Annotated in this window: 23 protein-coding genes and 1 pseudogene; 13 read left to right on the top strand and 11 right to left on the bottom strand. The window is 65.6% G+C overall.

Translation table 11 applies throughout. The features are described 5' to 3' along the window. Window positions 1-2 precede the first annotated feature (2 nt). Window positions 3-1,439 carry a type I glutamate--ammonia ligase gene (glnA, locus tag ACQP2U_RS11610; protein ID WP_433714675.1) on the bottom strand — a complete coding sequence of 479 codons (1,437 nt, stop codon included), beginning with the start codon at window positions 1,437-1,439 and terminating at the stop codon, window positions 3-5. Window positions 1,440-1,692: 253 nt separating this feature from the next. On the opposite strand from glnA (ACQP2U_RS11610), the gene ACQP2U_RS11605 reads away from it, so the two are divergent. Both ACQP2U_RS11605 and ACQP2U_RS11600 read left to right on the top strand, forming a co-directional pair. Further along, window positions 1,693-2,223: an RDD family protein gene (locus ACQP2U_RS11605; RefSeq protein ID WP_433714674.1), complete on the top strand. Its 531-nt coding sequence runs from the start codon at window positions 1,693-1,695 to the stop codon at window positions 2,221-2,223. 37 nt (window positions 2,224-2,260) lie between these two features. After that, window positions 2,261-2,650, top strand: coding sequence for a YrdB family protein (locus tag ACQP2U_RS11600; RefSeq protein ID WP_433714673.1), 390 nt, complete (start codon window positions 2,261-2,263; stop codon window positions 2,648-2,650). Window positions 2,651-2,696: 46 nt separating this feature from the next. On the opposite strand, the gene ACQP2U_RS11595 is transcribed toward ACQP2U_RS11600, so the two are convergent. The 3 genes and pseudogenes from ACQP2U_RS11595 to ACQP2U_RS11585 form a co-directional block, all read right to left on the bottom strand. After that, window positions 2,697-3,440: a DUF4191 domain-containing protein gene (locus tag ACQP2U_RS11595; protein WP_397037865.1), complete on the bottom strand. Its 744-nt coding sequence runs from the start codon at window positions 3,438-3,440 to the stop codon at window positions 2,697-2,699. Between the two features lie 42 nt (window positions 3,441-3,482). Next, a complete protein-coding gene (locus ACQP2U_RS11590; protein WP_433714672.1) occupies window positions 3,483-3,932 on the bottom strand; it encodes a TY-Chap domain-containing protein in 450 nt (149 codons plus the stop codon). A 204-nt stretch (window positions 3,933-4,136) separates the two neighbouring features. Then, a pseudogene (locus ACQP2U_RS11585) lies at window positions 4,137-4,379 on the bottom strand (sigma factor); the annotation flags it as partial. A gap of 203 nt (window positions 4,380-4,582) precedes the next feature. On the opposite strand from ACQP2U_RS11585, the gene tsaA reads away from it, so the two are divergent. From tsaA to ACQP2U_RS11565, 4 genes are read left to right on the top strand one after another with little or no spacing between them, the layout of a single operon-like run. Further along, window positions 4,583-4,999: a tRNA (N6-threonylcarbamoyladenosine(37)-N6)-methyltransferase TrmO gene (gene tsaA, locus ACQP2U_RS11580; protein ID WP_433714671.1), complete on the top strand. Its 417-nt coding sequence runs from the start codon at window positions 4,583-4,585 to the stop codon at window positions 4,997-4,999. 58 nt (window positions 5,000-5,057) lie between these two features. Then, entirely contained in the window at window positions 5,058-6,704 is a 1,647-nt protein-coding gene (locus ACQP2U_RS11575; RefSeq protein WP_433714670.1) for a CocE/NonD family hydrolase, read from the top strand. After that, window positions 6,701-8,110: a M20/M25/M40 family metallo-hydrolase gene (locus ACQP2U_RS11570; protein WP_433714669.1), complete on the top strand. Its 1,410-nt coding sequence runs from the start codon at window positions 6,701-6,703 to the stop codon at window positions 8,108-8,110. Before ACQP2U_RS11575 ends, ACQP2U_RS11570 begins: the two co-directional genes overlap by 4 nt. Further along, a complete protein-coding gene (locus ACQP2U_RS11565; RefSeq protein ID WP_433714668.1) occupies window positions 8,107-8,982 on the top strand; it encodes an alpha/beta hydrolase in 876 nt (291 codons plus the stop codon). Before ACQP2U_RS11570 ends, ACQP2U_RS11565 begins: the two co-directional genes overlap by 4 nt. On the opposite strand, the gene ACQP2U_RS11560 is transcribed toward ACQP2U_RS11565, so the two are convergent. Together ACQP2U_RS11560 and ACQP2U_RS11555 are read right to left on the bottom strand one after the other, a co-directional pair. After that, window positions 8,979-10,421, bottom strand: coding sequence for a metallopeptidase (locus ACQP2U_RS11560; protein ID WP_433714667.1), 1,443 nt, complete (start codon window positions 10,419-10,421; stop codon window positions 8,979-8,981). The two genes, ACQP2U_RS11565 and ACQP2U_RS11560, sit on opposite strands and share 4 nt — an antisense overlap. Window positions 10,422-10,662: 241 nt before the next feature. Continuing rightward, window positions 10,663-11,607, bottom strand: a complete 945-nt coding sequence (locus ACQP2U_RS11555) for an endonuclease/exonuclease/phosphatase family protein (RefSeq protein ID WP_433714666.1) — start codon at window positions 11,605-11,607, stop codon at window positions 10,663-10,665. Window positions 11,608-11,717: 110 nt separating this feature from the next. Here ACQP2U_RS11555 and ACQP2U_RS11550 point away from each other — a divergent pair, with 110 nt between their 5' ends. After that, window positions 11,718-12,068, top strand: coding sequence for a hypothetical protein (locus ACQP2U_RS11550; RefSeq protein ID WP_433714665.1), 351 nt, complete (start codon window positions 11,718-11,720; stop codon window positions 12,066-12,068). Here the strand turns inward: ACQP2U_RS11550 and ACQP2U_RS11545 are convergent. Together ACQP2U_RS11545 and ACQP2U_RS11540 are read right to left on the bottom strand one after the other, a co-directional pair. Then, window positions 12,022-12,663: a cysteine hydrolase family protein gene (locus ACQP2U_RS11545; RefSeq protein WP_433714664.1), complete on the bottom strand. Its 642-nt coding sequence runs from the start codon at window positions 12,661-12,663 to the stop codon at window positions 12,022-12,024. The two genes, ACQP2U_RS11550 and ACQP2U_RS11545, sit on opposite strands and share 47 nt — an antisense overlap. Continuing rightward, entirely contained in the window at window positions 12,663-13,001 is a 339-nt protein-coding gene (locus ACQP2U_RS11540) for a hypothetical protein (RefSeq protein ID WP_397037882.1), read from the bottom strand. Before ACQP2U_RS11540 ends, ACQP2U_RS11545 begins: the two co-directional genes overlap by 1 nt. Before the next feature lie 120 nt (window positions 13,002-13,121). Between ACQP2U_RS11540 and ACQP2U_RS11535 the strand changes: the two genes are divergently transcribed. After that, entirely contained in the window at window positions 13,122-13,454 is a 333-nt protein-coding gene (locus ACQP2U_RS11535) for a winged helix-turn-helix transcriptional regulator (RefSeq protein WP_397037883.1), read from the top strand. A 68-nt stretch (window positions 13,455-13,522) separates the two neighbouring features. Here ACQP2U_RS11535 and ACQP2U_RS11530 read toward each other — a convergent pair whose 3' ends face one another. The 3 genes from ACQP2U_RS11530 to ACQP2U_RS11520 form a co-directional block, all read right to left on the bottom strand. Further along, window positions 13,523-16,534, bottom strand: a complete 3,012-nt coding sequence (locus ACQP2U_RS11530) for a bifunctional [glutamine synthetase] adenylyltransferase/[glutamine synthetase]-adenylyl-L-tyrosine phosphorylase (protein ID WP_433714663.1) — start codon at window positions 16,532-16,534, stop codon at window positions 13,523-13,525. An 88-nt stretch (window positions 16,535-16,622) separates the two neighbouring features. After that, entirely contained in the window at window positions 16,623-17,963 is a 1,341-nt protein-coding gene (glnA, locus tag ACQP2U_RS11525; protein WP_397037887.1) for a type I glutamate--ammonia ligase, read from the bottom strand. 171 nt (window positions 17,964-18,134) lie between these two features. After that, entirely contained in the window at window positions 18,135-19,673 is a 1,539-nt protein-coding gene (locus ACQP2U_RS11520; RefSeq protein WP_433714662.1) for an alpha/beta hydrolase, read from the bottom strand. A gap of 215 nt (window positions 19,674-19,888) precedes the next feature. Between ACQP2U_RS11520 and panB the strand changes: the two genes are divergently transcribed. From panB to ACQP2U_RS11495, 5 genes are all read left to right on the top strand, one after another. After that, window positions 19,889-20,746 carry a 3-methyl-2-oxobutanoate hydroxymethyltransferase gene (gene panB, locus ACQP2U_RS11515; RefSeq protein WP_433716427.1) on the top strand — a complete coding sequence of 286 codons (858 nt, stop codon included), beginning with the start codon at window positions 19,889-19,891 and terminating at the stop codon, window positions 20,744-20,746. Between the two features lie 7 nt (window positions 20,747-20,753). Then, window positions 20,754-21,608 (top strand): phosphotransferase, encoded by an 855-nt coding sequence (locus ACQP2U_RS11510; protein ID WP_433714661.1) that lies wholly within the window; start codon window positions 20,754-20,756, stop codon window positions 21,606-21,608. A gap of 89 nt (window positions 21,609-21,697) precedes the next feature. Continuing rightward, complete coding sequence (locus ACQP2U_RS11505; protein ID WP_433714660.1) at window positions 21,698-22,147, top strand: hypothetical protein; 450 nt, start codon at window positions 21,698-21,700, stop codon at window positions 22,145-22,147. Further along, the gene (gene pip / locus ACQP2U_RS11500; RefSeq protein WP_433714659.1) at window positions 22,147-23,109 is read left to right on the top strand and encodes a prolyl aminopeptidase; all 963 of its coding nucleotides are present in this window, start codon (window positions 22,147-22,149) and stop codon (window positions 23,107-23,109) included. The genes ACQP2U_RS11505 and pip overlap by 1 nt, the downstream gene beginning before the upstream one ends. Window positions 23,110-23,111: 2 nt before the next feature. Next, window positions 23,112-24,038 carry a CHAD domain-containing protein gene (locus ACQP2U_RS11495; protein WP_433714658.1) on the top strand — a complete coding sequence of 309 codons (927 nt, stop codon included), beginning with the start codon at window positions 23,112-23,114 and terminating at the stop codon, window positions 24,036-24,038. The last annotated feature ends 17 nt before the right edge of the window (window positions 24,039-24,055 follow it).

Below are 24,055 nucleotides of genomic sequence, written 5' to 3'. Positions count from 1 at the left end.
GCCTACACGTCGAAGTAGAGCTCGAATTCATACGGGTGCGGACGCAGGTTCACCGGCGCGATTTCGTTTTCGCGCTTGAGGGTGATCCAGGTCTCGATGAGGTCGGGGGTGAAGACGTTGCCTTCGGTCAGGTAGTCGTGGTCCTGCTCGAGGCGGTCGATGACCGAGGCGAGGCTGGTGGGGGCCTGCGGGATGCCCTTGGCCTCCTCCGGGGGGAGCTCGTAGAGGTCCTTGTCGACCGGGGCCTTCGGCTCGATCTTCTTCTTGATGCCGTCCAGGCCGGCCATCATCATGGCGGCGAAGGCTAGGTACGGGTTACCCGAGGAGTCGGGCGCGCGGAACTCGATGCGCTTGGCCTTCGGGTTGTTGCCGGTGACCGGGATGCGGACCGCGGCGGAGCGGTTGCGCTGCGAGTACACCAGGTTGATCGGGGCCTCGTAGCCCGGGACCAGGCGGTGGTAGGAGTTCACTGTCGGGTTGGTGAACGCCAGCAGCGACGGGGCGTGGTGCAGGATGCCGCCGATGTAGTGGCGCGCCAGGTCGGACAGGCCCGCGTAGCCGGCCTCGTCGTGGAACAGCGGCTTGCCGTCCTTCCACAGCGACTGGTGCACGTGCATACCCGAGCCATTGTCACCGAACAGCGGCTTCGGCATGAAGGTGACGGTCTTGCCCTCGGCCCACGCGGTGTTCTTCACGATGTACTTGAACAGCTGCAGGTCGTCGGCCGCGCCGAGCAGGGTGCCGAACTTGTAGTTGATCTCGGCCTGACCGGCGGTGCCGACCTCGTGGTGGCCGCGCTCGAGCTCGAAGCCCGCGTTCTGCAGGTTGGTCGAGATCTTGTCGCGCAGGTCGACGTAGTGGTCGTACGGCGCGACCGGGAAGTAACCACCCTTGTTGCGGACCTTGTAGCCGCGGTTGGGGGTGCCGTCCGGGTTGAACTCCGCACCGGTGTTCCAGGAGCCCGAGATCGACTCGATCTCGTAGAAGGCGCCGTTCATGCCCGAGTCGTAGCGGATGGAGTCGAAGATGTAGAACTCGGCCTCGGCACCGAAGTAGGCGGTGTCGGCGATACCGGTCGAGCGCAGGTACTCCTCCGCCTTGCGCGCGACGTTACGCGGGTCGCGGCTGTAGGCCTCCCGGGTGAACGGGTCGTGCACGAAGAAGTTGAGGTTCAGCGTCTTGGCCTGACGGAACGGATCCAGCCGGGCCGTGCTGAAGTCAGGGAGCAGCAGCATGTCCGACTCGTCGATGGACTGGAAGCCACGGACGGAGGAGCCGTCGAACGCTAGCCCTTCTTCAGCGAGGTCAGCGGTGAAAGCCTTCGCGGGGATCGAAAAGTGCTGCTGCACACCCGGAAGATCGCTGAAGCGGATGTCGACGTATTCGACTTCCTCTTCCTTGATGTGCTGAATGACCTCGTCGGCCGTGCTGAACGTCACTTGTTCTCCTTACGGATCGGTTCCCAGCCAGTGTCGATTGCATGGGTTCGTCGCGTCCAGACGGTATGGACGCGGTGTTTCCCAGTAATCAAGGCTGTGTTTCGCCAGTGTTACACGTGCGGCTGGTCGGATGTTTAATGCCACCCTGGCTCGAACAGCATGGTAATCCTGCTGTCTTTACCAACGGCCGCCGAGGTCACCTTGGGTTAATGCGGTGTCCTACGACCGGTCGTAGAGGCCTATTCTGAGGGTTATGGCACGCATCAGCGGATCCTGGCTCTCCGGACCTTCGGCGGACCCGGGCGATCCGGCAACCCCGGAGTTCCCCGGTCAGCACCTGGGTCTGCCTCGCTCTGGCGCCGGGTCGCTGGTCGGCATGGCGCGGCGCATCGTCGCGCTCGTGGTGGACTGGTTCATCTCCCTCGGTGTGACCGCGATCATCGTGCGGCCGAACCCGGACAAGATCATCGCCGGGATGGATATCCCGGCCGGGAAGCCGCGTCCGTCGAATTTCGAGGCGATTGTGAGTGCTCTCACGACGCCCAACTTGCTGGTGTGGTTCGTGATCGGCGTCGTGGCGGTGTCGCTGTTCGGGTACACGCCGGGGCAGTACTTCCTGCGCCTGCGCGTCATCCGCGTCGATGCGCCGGTGGGCGTCGGTTTCGTGCGTGCGCTGGCCCGCCAGGTCCTGCTGGTCTTCGTGGTTCCAGCGCTGTTCACCGACGCCGACGGGCGCGGCATGCACGACAGAGCCACCGGCACCGCGGTCGTCCGCTCGCGCTAGTGCCTCGAGGCGGGCGTCGCAACAGTACGCTCCGGCGGTGTCTCTGAATCCGGTCATGCTCGCGGTCCGCCTGTTCCTCGAAATCGCCGCCATCTCCTCGTTCGCGGTCTGCGGTTGGCGCGCGTTCGATTCGCCATGGCGCTATGTACTGGTCGTCCTGCTGCCGCTCGCCGCCGCCGCGGCTTGGGGGACATTCGCGGTGCCCGACGATCCGAGCCGCAGCGGAAAGGCACCGGTCGCGGTGGACGGCTGGGTTCGTCTGCTCGTCGAGCTCGTGGTGCTGTTCGGTGGCGCGGCGGCATTCTGGATCGCGGGCCTGCCGCGCTGGGCGCTGGTCTTCACCGCTGTGCTCGTCGTCTACCACGCCATCGGCTACGACCGGATAATCTGGTTGCTTGATACCGGGCGAACCGGAACGACCCCTTAGAAATGCGAAGGCCCGCATCCCATGGGATGCGGGCCTCGAAACAGGATCAGCGTCGGCGGATGGTGCGCTGCACTCCGCGCATCTTGGCGCCCGCGGGCATCGGCCCCTTGGGCAGTGCGGGACCGCTGCGCGAACTCAGCGCGGCGAGGCGACCCTCGATGAGGTCGATGCGCTTGGTATCGATATTGCGGGGCAGCTTGGTGAGGTGCTTCTGGAGCTCCTTCAACGGGATCTGGCCCTCGTCGTTGCCGATGATGACGTCGTAGATCGGGGTGTCGCCGATGAGCCGCGCGGTGCGCTTCTTCTCCTGGGCAAGTAGCGATTTCAACCGCTGCGGGGAACCCTCACCGATCAGGATGACGCCCGGCAGACCGATCACCCGGTGCACCGCATCCAGTTGGGTGGTCGCGGCGATGCCATTGCTGACCCGCCATTTGCCCTGCAGGTTGTCCAGCACCCAGGCCGCCGCACCCGCCTGGCCCTCGGCCTTGGCGTAGACATTCCGCTGTACCCGGCGACCGAAGATGATGAACGCGACGAGCACGCCGAGCAGCAGGCCGAGCGGCAGCAGGAACCATTGCAGGCCGAAGATCAGGCCGACCACCAGGAATACGACCGTGATGCCGACGACCGCGCCGATCATCAAAGGAAGCAGCAGCTTGTCTTCCTTGCGCTGCATCTGGAACGCCTGCCAGAGCTGTTGGCGGCGTTCTTTCGACTGCTGCTTGCGGGCCGCCTTCGCCGCGGCCTTCGCTTCCTTGGACGGCGTGCCGCCCTTGCCTACTGCCATATTCACAGAATAGTGCCACGTCGGGCCGGTCTCCCCACCGACTCAGTTCACGCCGCGACGCGCGATCTCGCCCAATGCGGTGAGATCCAGATCACCCGAGGTCTCCGTCCACCCCATGGCGCGCAGGTCCGCGGGCGTGCCGACGCCGAGCGCGTCGTGCAGGCCGACGGCGACCGAGCGGGCGAGTCCGCGCAGCGTATCCAGAGACAGTGGCCAGAGCAGCGTGCGGGTCCAGTTGTCGATTTCGCGACGTGCGACGGGTTCGCGCCAGCCGAGATCGCGCAGCATACGTTCACCGATCGGCGAGATGGGCTGCGCGAGATAGGAATTGCCCGCCAGTTCGACGGTCAGTTTGATGTCGTATTGCACGAATTGGACATATCGATTGCCGGGGGCGGCGATGATCAGCGTTGCGCGGGAAGGTAGTTCGAAAAGGCACTGCGCCAGCGCCCGCCCGAATAGGTCCCAATCCGTGGTCACCGATTCGGTCATGCCTGCGCCTCGCTAATACTCAGCTCCGGCATGACCGCGCAATTCGACTGTATTTACTGTTCACTCGCTGCGCTCGCTCACAATTCCCCCGGGGACCCGCACTGGGCCGATCATACGCCGCGCTGCCTGGGACACCAGCCGAATCGTGTTGGCCGAGCACCACCTTCACCAAGCGATAGCGAAAGCGAATAGCCCGCGGTAGGGCAGGCCCATCGAATCGCCGAGTACCGCTTCCTGCTCCAGGCCCTCGACATCAGTTACCGGTTCGAATTCGTCGAGCGGTTCCTCGCGCCGCGTCTCGCGGAACTGCAGCATATTCCGACAGACCCGGCCGACGACAGTGGTGAGCCAGCCGCCCAGACTCTCGATCTCATCGCTATCGGAACGGCTGAGTCGTAGCCAGGCCTCCTGGACAGCGTCATCGGCCTCGCTGCCGGAGCAGAGCATGCGACCCACCGCCGACACCCCGGACTACGTCGGCTACCGGGTGGCGGGCCAGGACATCGAGAAGCAGCTGGCCATCTGGTCGAGGCCGGTGCCGAGGTGACCCAGTAGCCGACGAATGTCGGCGGTGGGAAGCTGATCGCGACGGTCGAGGATATCGACGGGAATGCCTTCGGCCACAGACAGCCATGAGCGAAGATCGACCCATGCCCTCCGAGACCTATGCCGTGCGCCCCATCGGCCGGGTGCGCTCGCCACTGACCGATCCCGCGGCTGCGCCGAAACAAGGCGACGAAGGCGCACCGCACGCCGAGATCGTGCTCGATCCCGAGGTCACCGCGGGCACGGCGGGCTTGCGGCCCGGCGATGAGGTGTTGGTGTTCACCTGGTTGCACCGGGCGGATCGGCAGGTGCTCACGGTGCATCCGCGCGGCGATCGCACCCGCCCGGTGGCGGGGGTGTTCGCGACGCGCGCTCCACATCGACCGAATCCGATCGGGCTGCATCGGGTCACGATCGCCGATATCGCTGGGTCGGTGCTCACGGTGCACGGTTTGGAAGCGATCGACGGTACCCCGGTGCTGGATCTGAAGCCGGTTCTCGGTCCGACCGCCGAGCGCTGAGTGGCACCCCCGGTTCCCGGGGCTGGACTATCGACCAGCAGCAGTCGATAGTTCTCGAGTGACTGTGCTGTTGCGTGCTGTGGCCGGGGTTTTGCTGATGCTCGCAGTGCTGGCGCCCGTGACGGCGGCGGACCCGATCGGGGTGCCGTTCCAGTGGTCACAGAGCTTCATCACCGCGCCGGACGGCACCCGGCTGCACGCCGATATTCTGCGCCCGCAGGGCATTTCCGCGGATACGCGCACGCCGGTGGTAATGACCGTCAGCCCGTATCGCTCACATACCGCATACCTGAGCGTGCCGCGGCTCGAGGGTGGGCCGTCCACCGACGACCTGCATGTCGCGATGTTCCTGAAGGCGGGCTATAGCTACGTCATCGTGGATCTGCGCGGCTACGGCGGCTCGTCGGGATGTCCGGACTTCGGTGGGCCCGGCGAACGTTCGGATGTGACCACCGCGGTGGAATGGGCCGCGGGCCAGCCGTGGTCGACCGGTCGGGTGGGCATGATCGGCACCTCGTACGAGGCCTGGACCGGGATGATGGGCTTGGCCGCCAAGCCCGCGGGTCTGGCCGCCGTCGCGGCGTTCGGACCGGATGTCGATCCCTACGCGTATATGTACATGCAGGGTGTCGCCTGGAAGTTCTCCGGAAAGCCGGTCACCGAGAGCGGCATCCGCCCGGCCGAAATGACAGGTTTCGAACACCTGCTCATCGCATCCACACCGGGCCGCCCCGACGACTCCCCCGAATACCAGGCCAATGCCGTCCAGATACCGGCCGGATGCTATCAACAATTCGCGGCGAATACCACCAACCATGACGCCACGACTCCGTTCTGGCGTGCGCGCGATCTCGTGGACGATTTACGCGGCAATACCATTCCGTTGTTCGTCGGCCAGGGCTTTCTCGATTACAACACCCGGGCGTATCGCATCTTCGATGTCTGGAATGCGCTCGGACCCGGCGATCATCGTGCCTGGTTCGGCCAATGGGGCCACAGTGATTGCGACAGCAAATGCGGTGCACCGGATTTCGCTACCCAACTGCTCGCCTTCTTCGATAAGCATGTCGCCGCTCGCGATATCGAAGTGCCCGGCCCGCGCATCACGGTCGGCCAATTCGACGGCGGCTGGCGCTCCGAAACCGCATGGCCGCCCGCTGACTCGCGCCGCATTCCGATCGATCTGCGCACCGGCACCTACACCGATCGCGGCCCACTGCCCGGACCCGACCGTGAGATCTGGTCCATTTCCGAACCGCTGAGCACCACCCAGCACATCTCCGGAATTCCGACGGCAACGCTGCGCCTATCCGGTCCACCGACCGCTACGGTCGCGGTCGAACTGTTCGATATCGCCCCCGACGGACGAGGCACCATCATCACCCGCGGCATCGCGCCGGTCGCCGACACCGCCGATGTCAGACTGTTGGCGCAGGACTGGCCGATCATCGCCGGGCACCGTCTCGGCGTCCGGATCACCGATGTCGTCGACGATGTGTGGTCACATGCCGCCGCCAATGCCCAGGTCACCGTCCTCGCGGCCCGCCTGGACCTGCCCCTGCTGAGCACCCCGCGCACCCCCGACCGCACCGGCGGCACCAGCGAGGCCTGGGCGAAGTGGCGCGACCAGAAGGTCCGCGCACTCGGGCCCGAGGTGTTGAACAATGCAGTGATGCCCATGAATTTGCCCAATGAGACCCGATGACAGGTAAAGCCGCACAGACCCACACCACCCCGGTTGTCGTCGATACGCACGTCGCCGAACGCCTCGCGCAGGCCTTGCGCTGCGCGACGGTCTCCTATGAGCAATCGGATATGACGGAGCCCACAGAACCCAGCGACGCGGAATTCCTCCGGCTGGGCACGCACCTGGAACAGGCGTTTCCACTGGTCCACGCCGAACTGGAAGTGGAGCGGTTCGGGCACAGCAGGCTGTATCGCTGGCGGGGCGTCGAACCGGATCGAGTGTCGGCGATTCTGCTCGCCCACCAGGATGTGGTGCCGGTCGATGATCTGCAGCGGTGGACCCATCCGCCGTTCGCGGGCGTCATCGATGACGAATTCGTCTGGGGCCGTGGGGCAATCGATGACAAGAGTCGATTGATCGCGATTCTGGAGGCGGTCGAATCCGCACTCGCCGCCGGAATTCGCCCGCGGCACACCATCTATCTTGCCTTCGGGCACGACGAGGAGGTGTTCGGGGATAACGGTGCCGTGCGAATGGCGCAACGGCTGCGCGAATCCGGTGTGCACGCCGATCTGCTGCTCGATGAGGGCGGGGTCATTCTGAACGATCTCGCCGACGGTATCGACCGGCCGGTGGCCTCGATCATGGTAGGCGAGAAAGGCTATGCAACCGTTCGCCTTTCGGTGTCGGCGGTGGGCGGACATTCGTCCATGCCCGGCAAACAGACCGCGGTCGGACAGATCGCCCGCGCGGTCGGTCGAATCCAAGATCATCCGATGCCGCTGCGGTTGACGCCGGTGGTATCGGACATGGTCACCAGGCTGCGCCACGTCATGCCCGACTATCGTCGCCGCCTGCTCCGATTCGCCGCACTGGCCACACCCCTGATCACCCGGATACTGGCGGCGCGTCCGCAAACCGAGTCGCTGGTGCGCACCACGACCGCGCCGACGGTCATCCGCGGCGGAGTCAAACCCAATGTGCTGCCACAGCAGGCCGAGGCCCTGGTGAATTTCCGCATTCTGCCCGGCGATTCGGTCGCATCGGTGCTCGAACACTGCCGCAAGGTGGTGCGTGACGCGGACGTGCGGATCGAACTCGTCGGCATGACGTCGGAGCCCTCTCCCGGCAAGCCGCCCGGCCCGGCATTCGACATGATCGCGCGCCTGGCCGCGTCCGTCGTCCCGGGCATCGCGGTGACCACCGGCATCGTCCCCGGCGCGACCGATTCCCGGCACTACGACGACCTCGCCGTCACCCGCTGCAACTTCGCCCCCATCCTGCTGAGCAAGGCCGATGTGGAAACGATCCATGGAACCGACGAGCGCATCTCGCTGGTGAACTACGCTCGGCTCATCGAGTTCAATCGGCGGCTGATCGATCAGCTCGCGGCGCCGCCACATACCCAAGGAGCCGATGCATGACAACCGATCCGCAGGCCGGCGAATCCGCCGAGCCGACCCCGCGCACCGAGGGCGAATTCGACGGCATCGGCAGCCGAATCGCGTGGCGCGCATGGCTTCCCGATACCACGGCGCACGCGGTGGTCGTGCTCGTGCACGGCGTGGCCGAACATTCCGGCCGCTACGCCCATGTCGGGAAGCGCCTGGCGGACAACGGTTTCGCGGTCTACGCGCTGGATCACCTCGGCCACGGCAAGTCAGCGGGCAATAACGCGAATATCGGTTCGATGGCGGGCTCGGCCGACAATGTCGCGGAAATGCTGAAGATCGCCAGCCGTGAACATCCGGATGTGCCGCGGTTCCTGCTCGCGCATTCGATGGGCAGCCTGATCACGTTGTATCTGGCGGTCCGGGCGCCGATCGACGTCGACGGAATCGTATTGTCGGCACCGCCGGTGGATATCGCCGTCGGCAATCCCCTGCAGCGTCTCCTGGGCCCGCTGTTGTCCCGGTTCGCGCCGAATGTCGGTGTGCTGAAACTGGATTCGTCGATGATCAGCCGCGATCCCGAGGTGGTCCGTGCCTACGACAGCGATCCGCTGGTCTTCCGCGGCAAGCTCCCGGCCCGCACCGGTATGGAGATGCTGAACGCCACCGAGTTCGTCAAGAGCCATCTGGACAAGCTCACCGTGCCGCTGCTGGTGTTGCACGGCACCGCCGACGCCATCGCCGCACCGTCGAGCACCGATCTGATCGAGCGGGGCGCGGGCTCGAAGGATCTCACCGTGATCCGCTACGAGGGCCTCTACCACGAGGTTTTCAATGAACCCGAACAGGACAAGGTGCTCTCCGATGTTCTGGAGTGGCTGCAGGCCCACGTAACGCAAAGCTAGCGGTAGGTCGTCAGACAGGTCTGCTCGCCGTCGAGGACGCCGGTGCGGAATGCCTCCAGCCGTTGGAAGCCGCTCGGCACCACCTTGCCGTCCACATCGCTGGCGACCAGACCGTCGGCGAGCAGTCCGGAGACCGCCTCGTCGAGGTCGTTCGCCGACAGTCGCGGATCGCTGCCCGGCTCGCTCAGCTTGGTCGTGACGACGCCGGTGAGGCATGCGGTGCGCAGTCCGGCGGTCTCGGCTCCGCTGATCGAGAGCTTGCGTTCCTGTTGCACCGCAAGGACATAGCGGGAGATGAAGACCGCGAAGGCGTTGTAATCACCGTCCACCACCGCCGAGAGCGGTTCATCGTCGCCCTTCATCGTCCCGCCGCGTTTGGCGAGTTCGGGCACATCAATGCCGATCTTGTTCGAACTCGGACAGTACGAGACCGGCTCGGTGGCCGTCACCTTCGAGCAGTTCTCGATGATCCCGTTGTAGTCGTACTGTGGCGCCTGCCGCAGTGGGAAGATCTTCGCCAGCGCCTGGCTCAGGCTGGTCAGCGACGGCACGTCGACCGGAAGCTGAGCGTCCTGTTCGCCGTCCTCGTATGTCGTCGGCAGGGTGCCCCGACGCTGTTCGATCTCCTTCTTATTGATCTTCTTGCAGCCCTGGGCGCCGTCGGCGTAGCCGATCTGCACCGCGGTTACCCGCTCGAAGGCGGAACCGTGCACATTCTTCGGGTTATCCGGATCGGTATCGCGCACGGCAATGGTGGCACCGAGGACGGCATTGAGTCCGTCGGTCATATTCAGCGTGAAATGCGCCGAATTACCCTCGGCCACATGACGCAGGAAGACACCGGCCAGGCAGTCGGCCTGCTGCTCCTTCACCAGTGTCCCGGTGAAGAATCCGGCGATCTTGGCCTGACCCTGGATGGAGTGACCGTATTCGTGGGCCAGCACCATCACGATCGCCATATCGCTGTACTTCTCCTGCAGCAGCGGCAGCAGCACACCGCGATCCCAGCCGATGCTGTGGTCCACGCTGCAGTAGGCGGCATTGACCAGGTGATAGGTGCTGGACTTGCAGAACTTGACCGCTTGTTCCTTGGACGCCTTGGCATCCCAGGAGATATAGCGGCTCACCGGTTTGAAGGTGCCGGGAAAGTTCTTGCCGTACTCGGTCTTCCAGAAATCTTCCAGGTCGGCGATGGTGTTGAGGGCGAGTTTGTCGACCGCCCCACCGTCACCGTTCTCCGCGGTGATCGGTGCGTCCGGGACCCCCTTGCGCGGGCCGCTCGCTCCATTGTTGGAGACCGCGCCGGTCAGCTCCCAGGGATTGTCCGCGGTCACCGCGTTCGCCCCCTGCTGGCCTGTCTTGCTATCGCAGCCCACCAGCGCCGCACCGACCAACAGCATTACCGCGACCACCCCGAACCGCAGCTGTCCAGTCCTCATCAGGTCTTCCTCCCCGAACTCACAGTGGGGCCGTCCTCGTCGAACCCCGACCCGAGGGGTGCGTTCCCGCCCACCCCATCAAGCGATCACATGGTAATCGCAGAGGGCCCCGCGCGCGTATACGTCTGAGCGGGACGGGCATGGTTGCCGCGGGTCCGGCTGACAATGGCCGCACCTCACACCCACAGGCAATCTGCCCCGCGCGCACAGCTACGCGGTAAGTGCTGTTGTGTTCAATACCTCAGGCGCTCAACTGCACTCGCGCGAGCACTGCTCGGTGATCCGAGCCCGGGATGGTCAGCGATCGCATATCGGCGGCCGTGCCGTCGGCGACCAGAATGTGGTCGATGCCGATCACCGGACCCCACCGACGGTCGGCGGGGTAGGTGAGCAGCGGCCCGGCGCCCGCCTGGTCCGCCGCCGCGACGAACCGTCCGCGCAGCAGATCACGGAACGCCGAATGATCACGGGTGGCATTGAAATCCGCCCCGACGATCGCGGGACCATCTTGCGCGTCCAGTATTTCGCGAATCGTGCCCAGCTCCGAACTCCACACCGGGAAGTCGACCGAAGGCGGCACCGGATGAAATGCGAACACCGCGACCGGTCCCCGCTGTGGATGCTCCATGGTGGCGGACAGATTGTTCATCCAGAAGCCATCGTATTTCTTGGTGTCCCGCAACGGATATCGGCTGTAGATCCCGGTACCGCCGGCAGCCCGACCGGCCTGAAGGAACTGATACGGCAGCGAGTCCTCGATTCCAGCCGCCGCGAGCCGCTGCGCCACCTCCGGTGTCAGCTCATCGACGGTGAGCACCTCCACCTGATACTCCCGCACCGCCCGAACCACGGCCGCCGCATCCGCCTCCCCGAGCAACAGATTCGACTGCATAACCGAAATCTCCGGCCCACTCGCCGCCCGCCCCTCGGGCACGAACATCGGCAGCTGCATCCACGACACCGCCGCGACGAGCACTGCCGCGACCACCGCACTGCGCCATCCCCGCGCGATCAGGAAAAGCACCAACCCCACCACTGCGCCCAGCATCAGATACGACGCCCCCGACGCCGCCAGCACCAGTACCTGCCGCCGCCAAGCCCCGAAATGCAGCACAATCCCGAGTAGTCCCGCGACAGACGCACACCACCCGCCCCCCAGCACCACCCGGTCCACCCATTTCCGCATTCCCCGACCCTAATGGGCAACAACGGAGGACTTGCGCCGCGATTGTGTGCATTCCGTGTAGGCGCAAACCATCCGAGGTCCCCCGTAGACTGTCGGGGAAGGAAGTCGAGGTGGTCGCGGTGTATGTCGAGGAATTCACGGCGACGGGTGCGCTTACTGCCGACGCGGCCGATGATCTTGCCGACACGGCGGGCCGCTTCACCTCCCGGATCACCGTGACATGCAATGGGAACACCGTGCTGACACCGGTGCTGCCGTGGTGTTGGGACGAGCTGCGGGTGCGCGCGGGGAGCACGGTATGGGTCACCGTCGAGCGAGGGTACCGCCCGCCCGACGATGAGGACCGCATTGCGCTGCGGGAATTCGTGCGCCGCTTCCAGGTGCTGACCGCGGTCGCGCCGGCGCGGCTTCAGCTCAGTGGCGGTGCATCCGCTCGACGAGCACGTCGGCATCCGTGGTAAGCGAACCACCGGCGAAACCCAGTGTGGCCAAGGAACGTTCGGCTGCGGCCGGGTGCCCCGCGCCACAGGCATCGGTCACCACAATCGGGAGATAGCCCAGGTCAAGGCTGTGCCGGACGGTGGGTTCGATACCGACCTCCATGGCGATGCCCGCGATGGCGTAAGTGTCGATGCCCAAGTCGCGCAACGCGAAATCGAGCGGTGTGGCCGCGAAGGCGGACATGGTGATCTTATCGATGACCACCTCGTCCGGACCGGGCGTCAGCTCGGGGACGAGCTGATATTGGGGCGAACCCTGTGGGAAGCTGGAATTCACCTCGTTCGGGTTGTCGACCCGTTGCCATTCCATGGCCGTGCGCAGTTGTGAAACACCGGCCGCCGCGGGCGGCAGTGACATGTGCCTGGTGTAGAAGACGCGAAAACCGTTCTCCCGCGCCGCATCCCGCAGCCGCACACAGGCCTCGACGACCTTGTCGCCGTCGGGCAGCTGCCGCACGATGCCGACCTGCATGTCGTAGATCACAAGCGCCATCCTGGTCGGATCGCAGGCATCCGCGAGGGTCCGCGGAATGCTCAGACCGTAGGCGTATTGCATCAGACAGACCCCACCTTCGTCCGGTCGTAGGGCTCGGCGACATCGACGGAGGGATCCATCAGCGCTTCCAGCGGCAGCGGCGCCTGCACGGGGACGTAGGTCCACTCGAGGTGACCGGCCTTGGTCAGCGGGAAATCGTCGACATATCGCTTGGCCTCCTCGACGCTGTCGACCTCGAATACGATCACCACGCCCGGCTCGTCGGCGCGCGCGTAGTTCTCGCGCACGATGCCCGCTTTCCACAGCCGCCACACATTGGCGACCTCTTCGGGGAGATAAGGGGTGATGGTCTCCATCGTCACGCCGGGCTTGAAGCTGTCGAAAACGATGACTTTCATGGGAAATCGAACTCCATGTCTGCAGAATGTGGTGCGGCCGCGCCGCGTACGAGTTCCATGTAAGTCCGATGATTACAGTGTTACAAGAACGCACTTTTTGGTGAGTACCGGAGGCGAGCAATGCCGGAGAAGCGCTACTACTGCGCGGTGGAGGTGACCGTCGATCTGATCGACGGCAAATGGAAGCCGGTCATCCTGGCCCATCTCAAGGAGGGCGTGCGCCGCTACGGCGAATTGCGTCGCCTGATGCCGAGCACCAGCGAAAAAATGCTCGTCCAGCAGCTGCGCGACCTGGAGTCCGACGGCCTCATCCGCCGCACCACCTTCGATACCGTTCCGCCCCAGGTCGAATACGACCTGACCGAGGAAGGCTGGAGCCTGGTCCCGGTATTGACAGCCCTCTACGAATGGGGCCGCAAGCGCGCCGACCGGGCGGGCATCACCTTGCCCTGACCGCACCCTCGCCGACGGTAGTCCTCGGCGGTCCGAATAACGGCCACCATTCGACCACCCGCCCCGGCTCAACCGCCGAAGACGCGCTCGACTACCGCTTTCGCCCGCCGAGTGATGCGCATGTAATTGTCCAGGAACTCGCTGCCATCATCGTTCGGCCATCCCGCGACCCGCGCGACGGCCGATAGTAGACGGCCCGGGCCGGGTAGTTGATCGGCTGGCTTGCCGCGCACGAGCACCAGTGCGTTGCGCGCCCTGGTCGCCGTGATCCAGGCTTCGCGTAGCAGCGAAACATCTTCGACGGCAAGTAATTTGGTCTGCTCGATGACATCGAGGCATTCCAGCGTCGAGGTGTTGTGCAGTGCGCGCACATCGTCGGCGTAGCGCAGCTGCATCAGCTGTACGGTCCATTCGATATCGGCGAGGCCACCGCGCCCGAGTTTGGTGTGAGTCGCCGGATTCGCACCGCGCGGCAGACGTTCGGCATCGATCCTGGCCTTGATCCGGCGGATCTCGCGCACCGCCTCCGCCGAGACCCCACCCTCCGGATAGCGCACCTTATCGATGGTGCGCAGGAACCGGACACCGAGGTCCTGGTCCCCGGCGACCTGATGCGCGCGCAGCAGGGCCTGCACCTCCCACGGCTGTGCCCACTGCTCGTAGTAGGCGGCATAGGCGGCCAGCGTGCGCACCAGGGCACCATTGCGCCCCTCCGGGCGCAGGCCCGCATCGACCTGCAGCGGCGGATCCGTACTCGGCGCGCCGAGCATCCGCTGCACCTTCTCCGCGATGCCGATCGCCCATTTCACGGCCTTGGTCTCGTCCTCGCCGGGACGCGGATCGCAGACGAACAGCACATCGGCATCGGAGCCGTAGCCGAGTTCCAAACCGCCGAGTCGCCCCATACCGATCACCGCGAAATCGGCCGGCGCCGGTGTCCCGAGTTCAGCTTCACTGGCCCGAATCACCGCGCGCAGTGCGGCTTCCAGCACCGCAACCCACACCGAGGACAGTGCCCGGCAGACTTGCGGCACGTCCAGCATGCCGAGCAGATCGGCCGAGGCCACCCGCGCCAATTCATGGCGGCGCAGCGAACGGGCAGCGGCCACAGCACGTTTCGGATCGTCGTAGCGCGCCGCTGCGGTAAGGATCCCGCGCGCAACGTCTTCCGGCTGCGGACTGAGCAATAGCGGTCCGCCGGGGCCGTCGGCATACATCCGAATCGTGTCCGGTGCGTTGATCAGCAGATCAGGCAGATACTCCGAGGAGCCGAGCACGATCATCAAGCGTTGCGCGATCGCGCCCTCGTCGCGCAATTCGCGCAGGAACCAGATCTGATCGTCCAAGCCCTCCGAGACCCGCCGGTAGGCGAGCAGTCCGGCATCGGGATTCGGGGTGTCGCCAAGCCATTCGAGCAACGTCGGCAACAGCAGTGCCTGAATCCGGCCCTTGCGCGATACGCCGCCGGTGAGCGCTTTGAGGTGTCCCAGTGCGTTCTCCGGCGCCGCATAGCCGAGCGCGGCCAGCTGGCGGATCGCCGCGTCCGGACTGAGCCGCAGCGCGTCGGGATCCATCTTGACCACCGATTCGAGCAATGGCCGATAGAAGAGTTTGGCGTGTAAGCGCCGCACCCGCACCGCATTTCGGCGAATCTCGGTGCTCAGCACGCCGACCGCGTCCTGGCGTCCGTCCGGACGGATATGGGCCGCGCGCGCCAGCCAGCGCATACCCTCTTCGTCATCGGCGGCGGGCAAGGTGTGCGTGCGCTTGAGCCGCTGCAACTGCAGCCGGTGTTCGAGCAGGCGCAGGAATTCGTAAGAGGCAGTGAGGTTCGCGGCATCGTCGCGGCCGACATACCCGCCTGCGGCCAATGCCGTCAGCGCCTCGACTGTGCCCTGCACATGCAGCGCCTCGTCCACCCGGCCGTGCACCAACTGCAATAGCTGCACGGCGAATTCGACATCGCGCAGGCTGCCGTGGCCGAGTTTGAGTTCACGCTCGCGCAGATCGGCGGGCACCATGTCCTCCACCCGGCGCCGCATCGCCTGTACATCGGCCACGAAGTCGGGGCGCTCGGAGGCGGTCCACACCATCGGCATCAGCGCGTCGCGGTACTGCTCCCCCAGCGCCAGATCACCGGTCATCGGCCGCGCCTTGAGCAGCGCCTGGAACTCCCAGGTCCTGGCCCAGCGCTTGTAGTAGGCGATATGCGAGTCCAAGGTGCGCACCAGCGCACCCGCCTTGCCCTCGGGCCGCAGTGCCGCATCCACCTCGAAGAAGGCCGCGCTGCCCACGCTCATCATCTCCGCGGCCAACCGGGTGGCAGTGGCATCGGCCGGTTCGGCCACGAAGACGACATCGACATCGCTGACGTAGTTGAGTTCGCAAGCACCGCTCTTGCCCATGGCCACCACGGCCAGCCGCACCGGCACCGGCGCGTCCTTGCAGACTCGGGCCACCGCCACCGCGAGCGCAGCGGTCAACGCGGCATCGGCGAGATCGGTGAGGTGGCGACCGACCACCTGGTACGGCAGCACGGGCTCGTTCTCGACGGTGGCCGCCAGATCCAGCGCGGCCAAGAGCATGAGTTGATCGCGATATCGCTTGCGCAGCAGCGCGATCGCCTCGGGACCGGATGCCTCGGCCCGGTACAGCACCGCATCCGCGTGCGCACACTCGGCCGGTACGGCCCGCACCGCCGCCAACAGGTCGGCGATCAGCTCCTCGCGCGCGGGTAGCTTGTCCCGCAGCAGAATTCGCCATGCGGCCGGATCGGCGACCAGGTGATCGGCGAACGCACTCGACGATCCGATGAGTGCGAAAAGCCTACCGCGCAAAGCGGTATCGATCCGCAGCGTCGAATCGAGTTCGGGCCAGTCGCCGCCGAGCGCGGCCCGCAAGCGCGTCAGAGTCAGCAGTGCGAGATCAGCGTCGGGTGCGCGCGACAGCGCCCACAGCACCGGAATGCTGTCGATATTGTCCCAAGCCAACTCTCGTAACGAGGCGGCGGCGGTCGGCTCGAGTAAGCCGAGCCGACCGACACCAGGGACAGCTGAACGAGCAGACGGCGGCCGGACCATATGTCCAACTTAGATGCCCGAGCATCTCTTTCCACCCGGCCGGGTGGAAAGAGTCGTAAACGTAGCCGACCGCGATCGGTTTAGCCGACTACAGGCCGAGGTACTCCTTCAGCTCGTATGGGGTGACCTGGCTGCGGTAGTCCGCCCATTCCCGGCGCTTATTGCGCAGGAAGAAGTCGAAAACGTGCTCACCGAGCGTCTCGGCGACCAGCTCCGAGCGCTCCATCGCCTGCAGCGCCTCATCGAGGGTGCCGGGCAACTCGCGGAAGCCCATGGCGCGCCGCTCGGCGACCGTCAGCGACCACACGTCGTCCTCGGCCTCCGGCGGCAGCGTGTAGCCCTTCTCGATGCCGCGCAGACCGGCCGCGAGCAGCACGGCGAAGGTCAGGTAGGGGTTGCAGGCCGAATCTGGGCTGCGGATCTCGACGCGGCGCGAGGAAGACTTGTTCGGCGTGTACATCGGCACCCGCACCAACGCGGATCGGTTCGACCGGCCCCATGAGGCTGCCGTCGGCGCTTCGCCGCCGTGGATGAGCCGCTTGTAGGAGTTCACCCACTGGTTGGTGATCGCACTGATCTCCGGTGCGTGCTCGAGGATGCCCGCGATGAACGCCCGTGCGGTAACCGATAGGTTTTGCGGATCGTCGGCATCGTGGAAAGCGTTCGCCTCGCCCTCGAACAGGCTCATGTGCGTGTGCATGGCCGAGCCGGGGTACTGGGCGAACGGCTTGGGCATGAAGGTCGCGCGCACGCCCTCATCGATGGCCACTTCCTTGATCAGGTAGCGGAAGGTCATCACGTTGTCGGCCATGGACAGTGCGTCGGCGTAGCGCAGGTCGATCTCCTGCTGGCCCGGGGCGCCTTCGTGGTGGCTGAACTCGACCGAGATGCCCATCGACTCGAGCGCGTCGATGGCGTGGCGACGGAAGTTGGGGGCCGAATCGTGCACGGCCTGATCGAAGAAGCCGCCGGAATCGGCCGGGGTCGGCATGGAGCCGTCCTGCGGGCCGTTCTCCAGCAGGAAGAATTCGATCTCTGGGTGCACATAGCAGCTGAACCCGACGTCACCCGCCTTGTTGAGCTGACGCCGCAGCACATGGCGCGGGTCGGCCCAGGAGGGCGAACCGTCGGGCATGGTGATATCGCAGAACATGCGCGCGGAGTGCTGGTGACCCTTGCTGGTCGACCATGGCAGCACCTGGAAGGTCGAGGGATCCGGCCGCGCCACCATATCGGCCTCCGACACCCGGGCGAAGCCCTCGATGGCCGAACCATCGAAGCCGATGCCCTCTTCGAAGGCGCCCTCTAGCTCCGCCGGAGCGATGGCAACGGACTTCAGATAGCCCAACACATCGGTGAACCAGAGACGCACGAAGCGGATATCCCGTTCTTCGAGCGTCCGCAGCACGAATTCCTTCTGGCGATCCATGTCGCCGAGCGTAAGCACCTGGCGTTAAATCCGTGTTACATACACGCTTAGGGATTGCAATCCCATCATTCGGAATGAATCGCACGGGGTGCAAGATCGCCTTGTGAGCGAGCGAACCGCAGGCAAAATGCGCCCAGCGCAAGCGCCAGCCGGATGCATTCGTGAGGGCGCTCAGCAGGTCAGAGCGGACTCCGGGATCTTCAGATCGGTGAGGTAGGAGATCACCGCGCCGTCGAGGCACTGATCACCGGCGACCAGTGCCGCGGTGTGTCGGGTGCCCCGGTAGGTGATCAGTGCGGCGCCGAGCTGGTTGGCCAGATCGACACCGGCCTGATACGGCGTCGCGGGATCCTCGGTGGTCGACACCACCACCGTCTTCGGCAGACCCGGTGCCGAGATCTTGTGCGGTGTGCTCGTGTTCGGCACGGGCCAGACGGCGCACAGTTCCAGCGGTGCGGTACCGGTGCCGCGGCCGTCGTCCAGGAACGGCGCCGCCTTGCGGTATTCGGTGTCCTGGCGGCCCGTCACCGCACGATCGTTGATCGGCGGATCGTCGACGCAGCGGATGGCGTTGAAGGCCTCCTGGGTGTTGTCGTAGCTGCCGTCGTCGCTGCGACCGTCGTACAGATCCGCGAGCTTCAACAGCGTGTCGCCACGTCCGTCGCGCAATTCGGTCAGGCCGAGGGTGAGCACCTTCCAGAAATCGTCGGAGTAGAGCGCCTGCTGCACGCCGGTGATGGCATCGCCGTAGCTGAGTCCGCGCGTATCGGTGGTCGCGGCCGGTCTGGTCTCGAGCGGATTCACCAGCGCGCGGAACTTCGCGACGGCTTGGGCCGGATCGGTGCCGAGCGGGCAGTCCGCCTGCTTGGCACAATCCGCGGCGTAGGCCTCGAAGGCCTGCTGGAAGCCCGCGGCCTGCTGCAGCGATTCCTGGATCGGATCCTGGGATGAGTCCACCGCGCCGTCGAGCACCAGAGCGCGCACATTGTTCGGGTACTTCTCCGCGTAGGCCGAGCCGAGCTTGGTGCCGTAGGAGTAGCCGAGGTAGCTGAGTTTCGGATCGCCGAGTACGGCGCGAATCACGTCCATGTCCTGTACCACCTCGCGGGTGCCGACATGGGCCAGGAATTCGGTGCCGGTGCGCTCGACGCAGTGGCCGACGAACTCACGGTTCTCATCCTCGGCCTTGGCAATGCCGTCGGGGGTGTTGTCGGTCGGCGGTTCGGCACGTTCGGCGTCGTTCTGCTGCGGGGTCAGGCAGGCGACGGTCGGGATCGAGGAGCCGACACCGCGCGGATCGAATCCGACCCGGTCGAAACGCTCGGCCAGCGGCGTCTTGCCCGCGATGCCCACCATCGACAAACCCGATACGCCCGGACCGCCCGGATTGAGCAGCAATGAGCCGATCCGCTTACCACTGGCCGGAATTCGGGCCAGCGCGATCTGCGCGGTCGCGCCGTCGGGCTTGCTGTAGTCCACGGGCACGGTGATCCGGGCGCATTCGGTACTCGGCGCGAGGCGGTCGTCCGGGGAGCCGAAGCCGTCGCAGGAACCCCAATTCGCGGTCTGGCTGTAGAACTTCTCGAGGCCCGCAGGCGAGGTGGGTAACGCGGTGCCCGGTTCGTCCTCGGCTGCGGTACATCCGGCCGCCACCACCGCTGACGCCACCGCGACCAGCACCCAACGCGACCCATTCCGCACCACAGACATGGGAAAGATCCTGGCATGCCCGCCGCACCTGTCCCAATCTCCGGCCGGGCATGGGCGCCGGCAACCTCGATCACCGGCCTCTCGGGTGGGGAGGCTGTGACCAATTGCACCGCTTATCGCCTTAAACAGGCGAGACACGGGGTGCACACTGGATTCGTCACACAAACCCGGGGACCCGGACGGGCCTCGAGGCGACAATCACGAAAGGGACGATGATGTCCGTATCCGAATCGGAAACCCCTGCCTACGGCACTGCCCCGGCGGTTGCCAAGCCGACAAAGCGCAAGACGCGGGTACCTCATCTGCAGCAGATGAAGGCCGATGGCGAGAAGTGGTCGATGTTGACCGCCTACGACTATTCCTCCGCTCGCATTTTCGAAGAAGCCGGAATTCCGGTCCTCCTGGTGGGTGATTCCGCCGCCAACGTCGTCTACGGCTACGACACCACCGTGCCTATCACCGTCGACGAACTCGTTCCGCTGGTGCGCGGTGTGGTCCGTGGTGCACCGCACGCACTGGTGGTGGCCGATCTACCGTTCGGCACCTACGAGTCCTCGCCGCAGCAGGCGCTGGCCACCGCGACCCGGTTCATGAAGGAGGGCGGTGCGCATGCGGTCAAGCTGGAGGGCGGTGAGCGCGTCGCCGAGCAGATCGCGCTGATCACCTCGGCCGGTATTCCGGTGATGGCGCATATCGGCTTCACCCCGCAGAGTGTCAATACCCTCGGTGGTTTCCGGGTGCAGGGCCGTGGCGACGGTGCCGAGCAACTCATCGCCGATGCCATCGCGGTCCAGGAGGCCGGTGCATTCTCCGTGGTGATGGAGATGGTGCCCGCCGAACTGGCCGGTCAGGTGACCCGAAAGCTGACCATTCCGACCGTCGGTATCGGCGCCGGCGCGGAATGCGATGCTCAGGTGCTGGTCTGGCAGGACATGGCAGGCTACACCAGCGGCAAGACCGCCAAGTTCGTCAAGCGATTCGGCCGCGTCGGTGATGAATTGCGTTCGGCCGCAGTCGCTTACGCCGACGAGGTGCGGCGCGGGACGTTCCCCGCCTCCGAGCACAGCTTCTGAGTCGACGATGAACGGTCGAGCAGTGCACGCGCCAGCGGCGCTGCTCGGCCAACCCGTGCGGCCGATGCTCGACTGGGCCACCGGAGTTCTCGCCGATCGCGGCGTGAAAATCGTTGGTGCGCCTGAGGAAATGCGACGGCGATCGTGGTCGTTGATCGTGCGCATCCCGACCGATGCGGGTCCGATGTGGTTGAAGGCCAACGCTCGCGCCGGTGCGCACGAGGGTCCACTGCTGCAGGCCTTGGCCCGGTTGCGGCCCGGTAGTGTGCTCGAACCGCTTGCGGTGCAGCCGGAGCGCGGCTGGATACTCAATCCCGACGGCGGTACCACCGCACGGGATTCCGCGGCGGCGTGGACCGAATTGGTCCACCGCTACGCCGAGCTCCAGCTGGCGATGGGCGATCACATCGATGAACTGCGCGCCACCGGTACGCCGTATCTGCCGCCGTCCCAACTGATCACGGTGTATCAGCATTTCGAGCCCCGCGTTCCCGGCCTCGGCGCGGCGATCACCGACGCCGCAGCGGCGCTCGCCGACTTCGGCAGACTCAGCATCGAACACAATGATCTGCACCCGGGTAACGTGTTCATCGATTCGGACATGCTGTTCGACTGGGGTGATGCGGTGGTCACCCATCCGTTGCTGTCCTGGCGGGTACTGCGAGGTGCGCACCGCACCGAGTACCTGGAACGGTGGCGGCGATCCGATGCCGTTACCGACGCCGAAATCGCGCTCGCCGACCGGCTGGCACCGCTGGTCGCCCTGCATCCTTGGCGCACCATCGACGCATCACCACCGAGGTTCGCGCGCTTCCTGCATGGCTTGCTCGACGAGCTGCGCGCGGGCTTTCGCCAGGTTTGATCGGCGGCGCCTAGCAAACTAGCGCGGGCCACGGGGGGCAAATAATGGCAGACTCGAAGCCGACAATGCCGACACGAGCAGAGGTACCGATGCCGCAAACCCGTTGGATTTCACGCAGCACGCTGGTGGTAGCGGGTATTTTCGCAGCCGTGGCGCTCACCGCCTGCGGGAACGACTCGAGCCCGGCGCCCACCGGCAGCTCGAGTTCGACCACCGGATCGGCCACGGCCACCAGCGCGGGCAAGACCACCAGCGCACCGACGACGACCCTGGAGATCTCCGACGCCTCGGCCACTCAGCTGTGCGACATGATCCACCCGGAGCTGTCGAACTGGCGGGTGCAGGGTCCGACACTGGGCCGGATCGGGCTCAATGCACTGGTGCACGAATGGGCGCTGCGCAATGGCGGGATCAATGGACATGTGCTCGCCGATAAGGCGATGATCGACCGGATCACCACCAAGAGCTGCGCCGATGTGCACCAGCAGGCGATCGAGGCGTTGGGACTGCCCGATTTGGCTTCGGGGATCGCCTTCTGATGCGAACTCTCTACCCCGCGATCGAGCCGTACCAAACGGGCATGCTCGATGTCGGCGCGGGCCATGCCGTGTACTGGGAGGTCAGCGGCAATCCCGACGGTAAGCCCGTGGTGTTCCTGCACGGTGGCCCCGGCGGCGGCACCGAGCCGTTCCACCGGCAGTTCTTCGATCCGGCCGCCTACAAGATCGTGCTGTTGGATCAGCGCGGTTGCGGACGGTCCACCCCTCATATCGCGGACGGGGCGAGTCTGGAGACCAATACCACCGCACATCTGATCGCCGATATCGAGGCGCTGCGTATTCATCTGGACCTCGACCGCTGGCAGGTATTCGGTGGTTCCTGGGGTTCGACGCTCGCGCTCGCCTATGCGCAACACCATCCGGAGCGGGTCACCGAACTGGTGCTGCGCGGGATCTTCCTATTGCGGCGCAAGGAAATCGACTGGTACTACAACGGCGCCGCAGGCTACATCTACCCCGACGAGTGGGAGAAGTTCCTGGCTCCGGTGCCGCAGGACGAGCGCGACAGCGATCTGGTGCAGGTGTATCACCGGCTGCTGCACTCCCCCGACCAGCAGGTCGCCGAAGCGGCCGCGATCGCCTGGTCCACCTGGGAGAGCGCGACGAGTTCGCTACTGCCACACCCGGATCGGGTAAAGGAAAGCGCCCAGCCGCGGTTCGCGCTGGCCTTCGCACGGATCGAGAATCACTACTTCGTCAATGGCGGATTCCTCGATGAGGGACAGCTGCTGCGCGATATCGACAAGATCGCGCATATCCCCGCCGTCATCGTGCAGGGACGCCACGATGTCGTTTGCCCCGCCACCAGCGCATGGGAACTGCATCGCGCCTGGCCGGGTTCGGTACTGCACATCGTCGATGATGCCGGTCATGCCGCGGGCGAACCCGGAATCACCCACCATCTCGTCGAGGCGACCGACGGATTCGCGAAGGTGAGCTGATCATGGTCACGGCCGGAACCGCCATTGTCGCGGCACTGCGCGACGACGTCGACCGGCTGCTGGTCGCCGAACCGGACGTCCGTGCCGACGTCTGGGATTCGGTGCACCAGATGCGGGTCGCGACGCGCAGACTGCGCAGTGTGCTGCGCTCCTACCGCGCGCTCTTCGAGGCCACACCGATCGCCGAGATGCAGCGCGAGTTGAAGTGGCTGGCCGATCTGCTCGGTGCGGCGCGCGACGCCGAGGTGCGGGCGCAACGGTTCACAGCACTGCTGGCCGCGCATGCGCCTCAGGATGAATTCGCCCGACTCGCAATGGAAACGGCCGTTCCAAGGACCGCAGGCAACAGCTACGTACCCGGTACCACCGAGTACGTGCGCACCGAACTGGTCGATGCGGAACGCGAACGGTACCGAACCGCGCATGCGGAGGTCCTCGCCGCCCTCGACCACCACCGCTATCACGCACTGCGGCATCGTCTTTCGGCCTGGCGCACCGGCCCGCCGCTCGATGCGGAGAAATCGAAACAGCCCGCCGCCGAAGTCTTCGAGCGCACCTTGGGTAAGGACCGCAAGCGCTTACGGCGATTGGTCTACGCCGAACCCGCCGTCTCGCCCGCCGAGCGCGTCGAACTGCTGCACGATATCCGCAAGGGCGCCAAGCGCCTGCGCTACTCCTGCGAGGGCGCGATCGACGTACTCGGCGATACCGCAAAGGATCTCGGCACCGAGGCGAAACGCCTCCAAACCGTACTCGGCGATCACCGCGACGCCGTCGAATCCCGCGAAGCCATCCTGGCCCGCGCCGCCGAAACCCACGCCACCGGCGTCAACGCCACAATCTATGAACTATTGGCCGACGCCGAAGAAATCGCCGCGGGCGAAGCGCTGGCCAAATATCCCGCCGCCGCCGCGTTCGTATCGGGTTGACCTGCCCCGCCGCTCGC

The sequence above is a fragment of the Nocardia sp. CA-084685 genome (assembly GCF_050955785.1).
Classification (GTDB): domain Bacteria; phylum Actinomycetota; class Actinomycetes; order Mycobacteriales; family Mycobacteriaceae; genus Nocardia.
This window is presented reverse-complemented; position numbering and strand designations above follow the sequence as displayed.

Excerpts from the sequence above, each read along its gene's own strand:
- ACQP2U_RS11565 (WP_433714668.1), top strand. The coding sequence starts at position 8,107 with ATGACAACCGATCCGCAGGCCGGCGAATCCGCCGAGCCGACCCCGCGC.
- tsaA (WP_433714671.1), top strand. The coding sequence starts at position 4,583 with ATGCCCTCCGAGACCTATGCCGTGCGCCCCATCGGCCGGGTGCGCTCG.
- ACQP2U_RS11595 (WP_397037865.1), bottom strand. The coding sequence starts at position 3,440 with ATGGCAGTAGGCAAGGGCGGCACGCCGTCCAAGGAAGCGAAGGCCGCG.
- ACQP2U_RS11570 (WP_433714669.1), top strand. The coding sequence starts at position 6,701 with ATGACAGGTAAAGCCGCACAGACCCACACCACCCCGGTTGTCGTCGAT.
- ACQP2U_RS11555 (WP_433714666.1), bottom strand. The coding sequence starts at position 11,607 with ATGCGGAAATGGGTGGACCGGGTGGTGCTGGGGGGCGGGTGGTGTGCG.
- pip (WP_433714659.1), top strand. The coding sequence starts at position 22,147 with ATGCGAACTCTCTACCCCGCGATCGAGCCGTACCAAACGGGCATGCTC.
- ACQP2U_RS11510 (WP_433714661.1), top strand. The coding sequence starts at position 20,754 with ATGAACGGTCGAGCAGTGCACGCGCCAGCGGCGCTGCTCGGCCAACCC.
- ACQP2U_RS11530 (WP_433714663.1), bottom strand. The coding sequence starts at position 16,534 with ATGGTCCGGCCGCCGTCTGCTCGTTCAGCTGTCCCTGGTGTCGGTCGG.
- ACQP2U_RS11545 (WP_433714664.1), bottom strand. The coding sequence starts at position 12,663 with ATGCAATACGCCTACGGTCTGAGCATTCCGCGGACCCTCGCGGATGCC.
- ACQP2U_RS11605 (WP_433714674.1), top strand. The coding sequence starts at position 1,693 with ATGGCACGCATCAGCGGATCCTGGCTCTCCGGACCTTCGGCGGACCCG.
- ACQP2U_RS11535 (WP_397037883.1), top strand. The coding sequence starts at position 13,122 with ATGCCGGAGAAGCGCTACTACTGCGCGGTGGAGGTGACCGTCGATCTG.
- glnA (WP_397037887.1), bottom strand. The coding sequence starts at position 17,963 with ATGGATCGCCAGAAGGAATTCGTGCTGCGGACGCTCGAAGAACGGGAT.
- ACQP2U_RS11495 (WP_433714658.1), top strand. The coding sequence starts at position 23,112 with ATGGTCACGGCCGGAACCGCCATTGTCGCGGCACTGCGCGACGACGTC.
- ACQP2U_RS11590 (WP_433714672.1), bottom strand. The coding sequence starts at position 3,932 with ATGACCGAATCGGTGACCACGGATTGGGACCTATTCGGGCGGGCGCTG.
- ACQP2U_RS11560 (WP_433714667.1), bottom strand. The coding sequence starts at position 10,421 with ATGAGGACTGGACAGCTGCGGTTCGGGGTGGTCGCGGTAATGCTGTTG.
- ACQP2U_RS11505 (WP_433714660.1), top strand. The coding sequence starts at position 21,698 with ATGCCGCAAACCCGTTGGATTTCACGCAGCACGCTGGTGGTAGCGGGT.
- ACQP2U_RS11540 (WP_397037882.1), bottom strand. The coding sequence starts at position 13,001 with ATGAAAGTCATCGTTTTCGACAGCTTCAAGCCCGGCGTGACGATGGAG.
- ACQP2U_RS11520 (WP_433714662.1), bottom strand. The coding sequence starts at position 19,673 with ATGTCTGTGGTGCGGAATGGGTCGCGTTGGGTGCTGGTCGCGGTGGCG.
- panB (WP_433716427.1), top strand. The coding sequence starts at position 19,889 with ATGTCCGTATCCGAATCGGAAACCCCTGCCTACGGCACTGCCCCGGCG.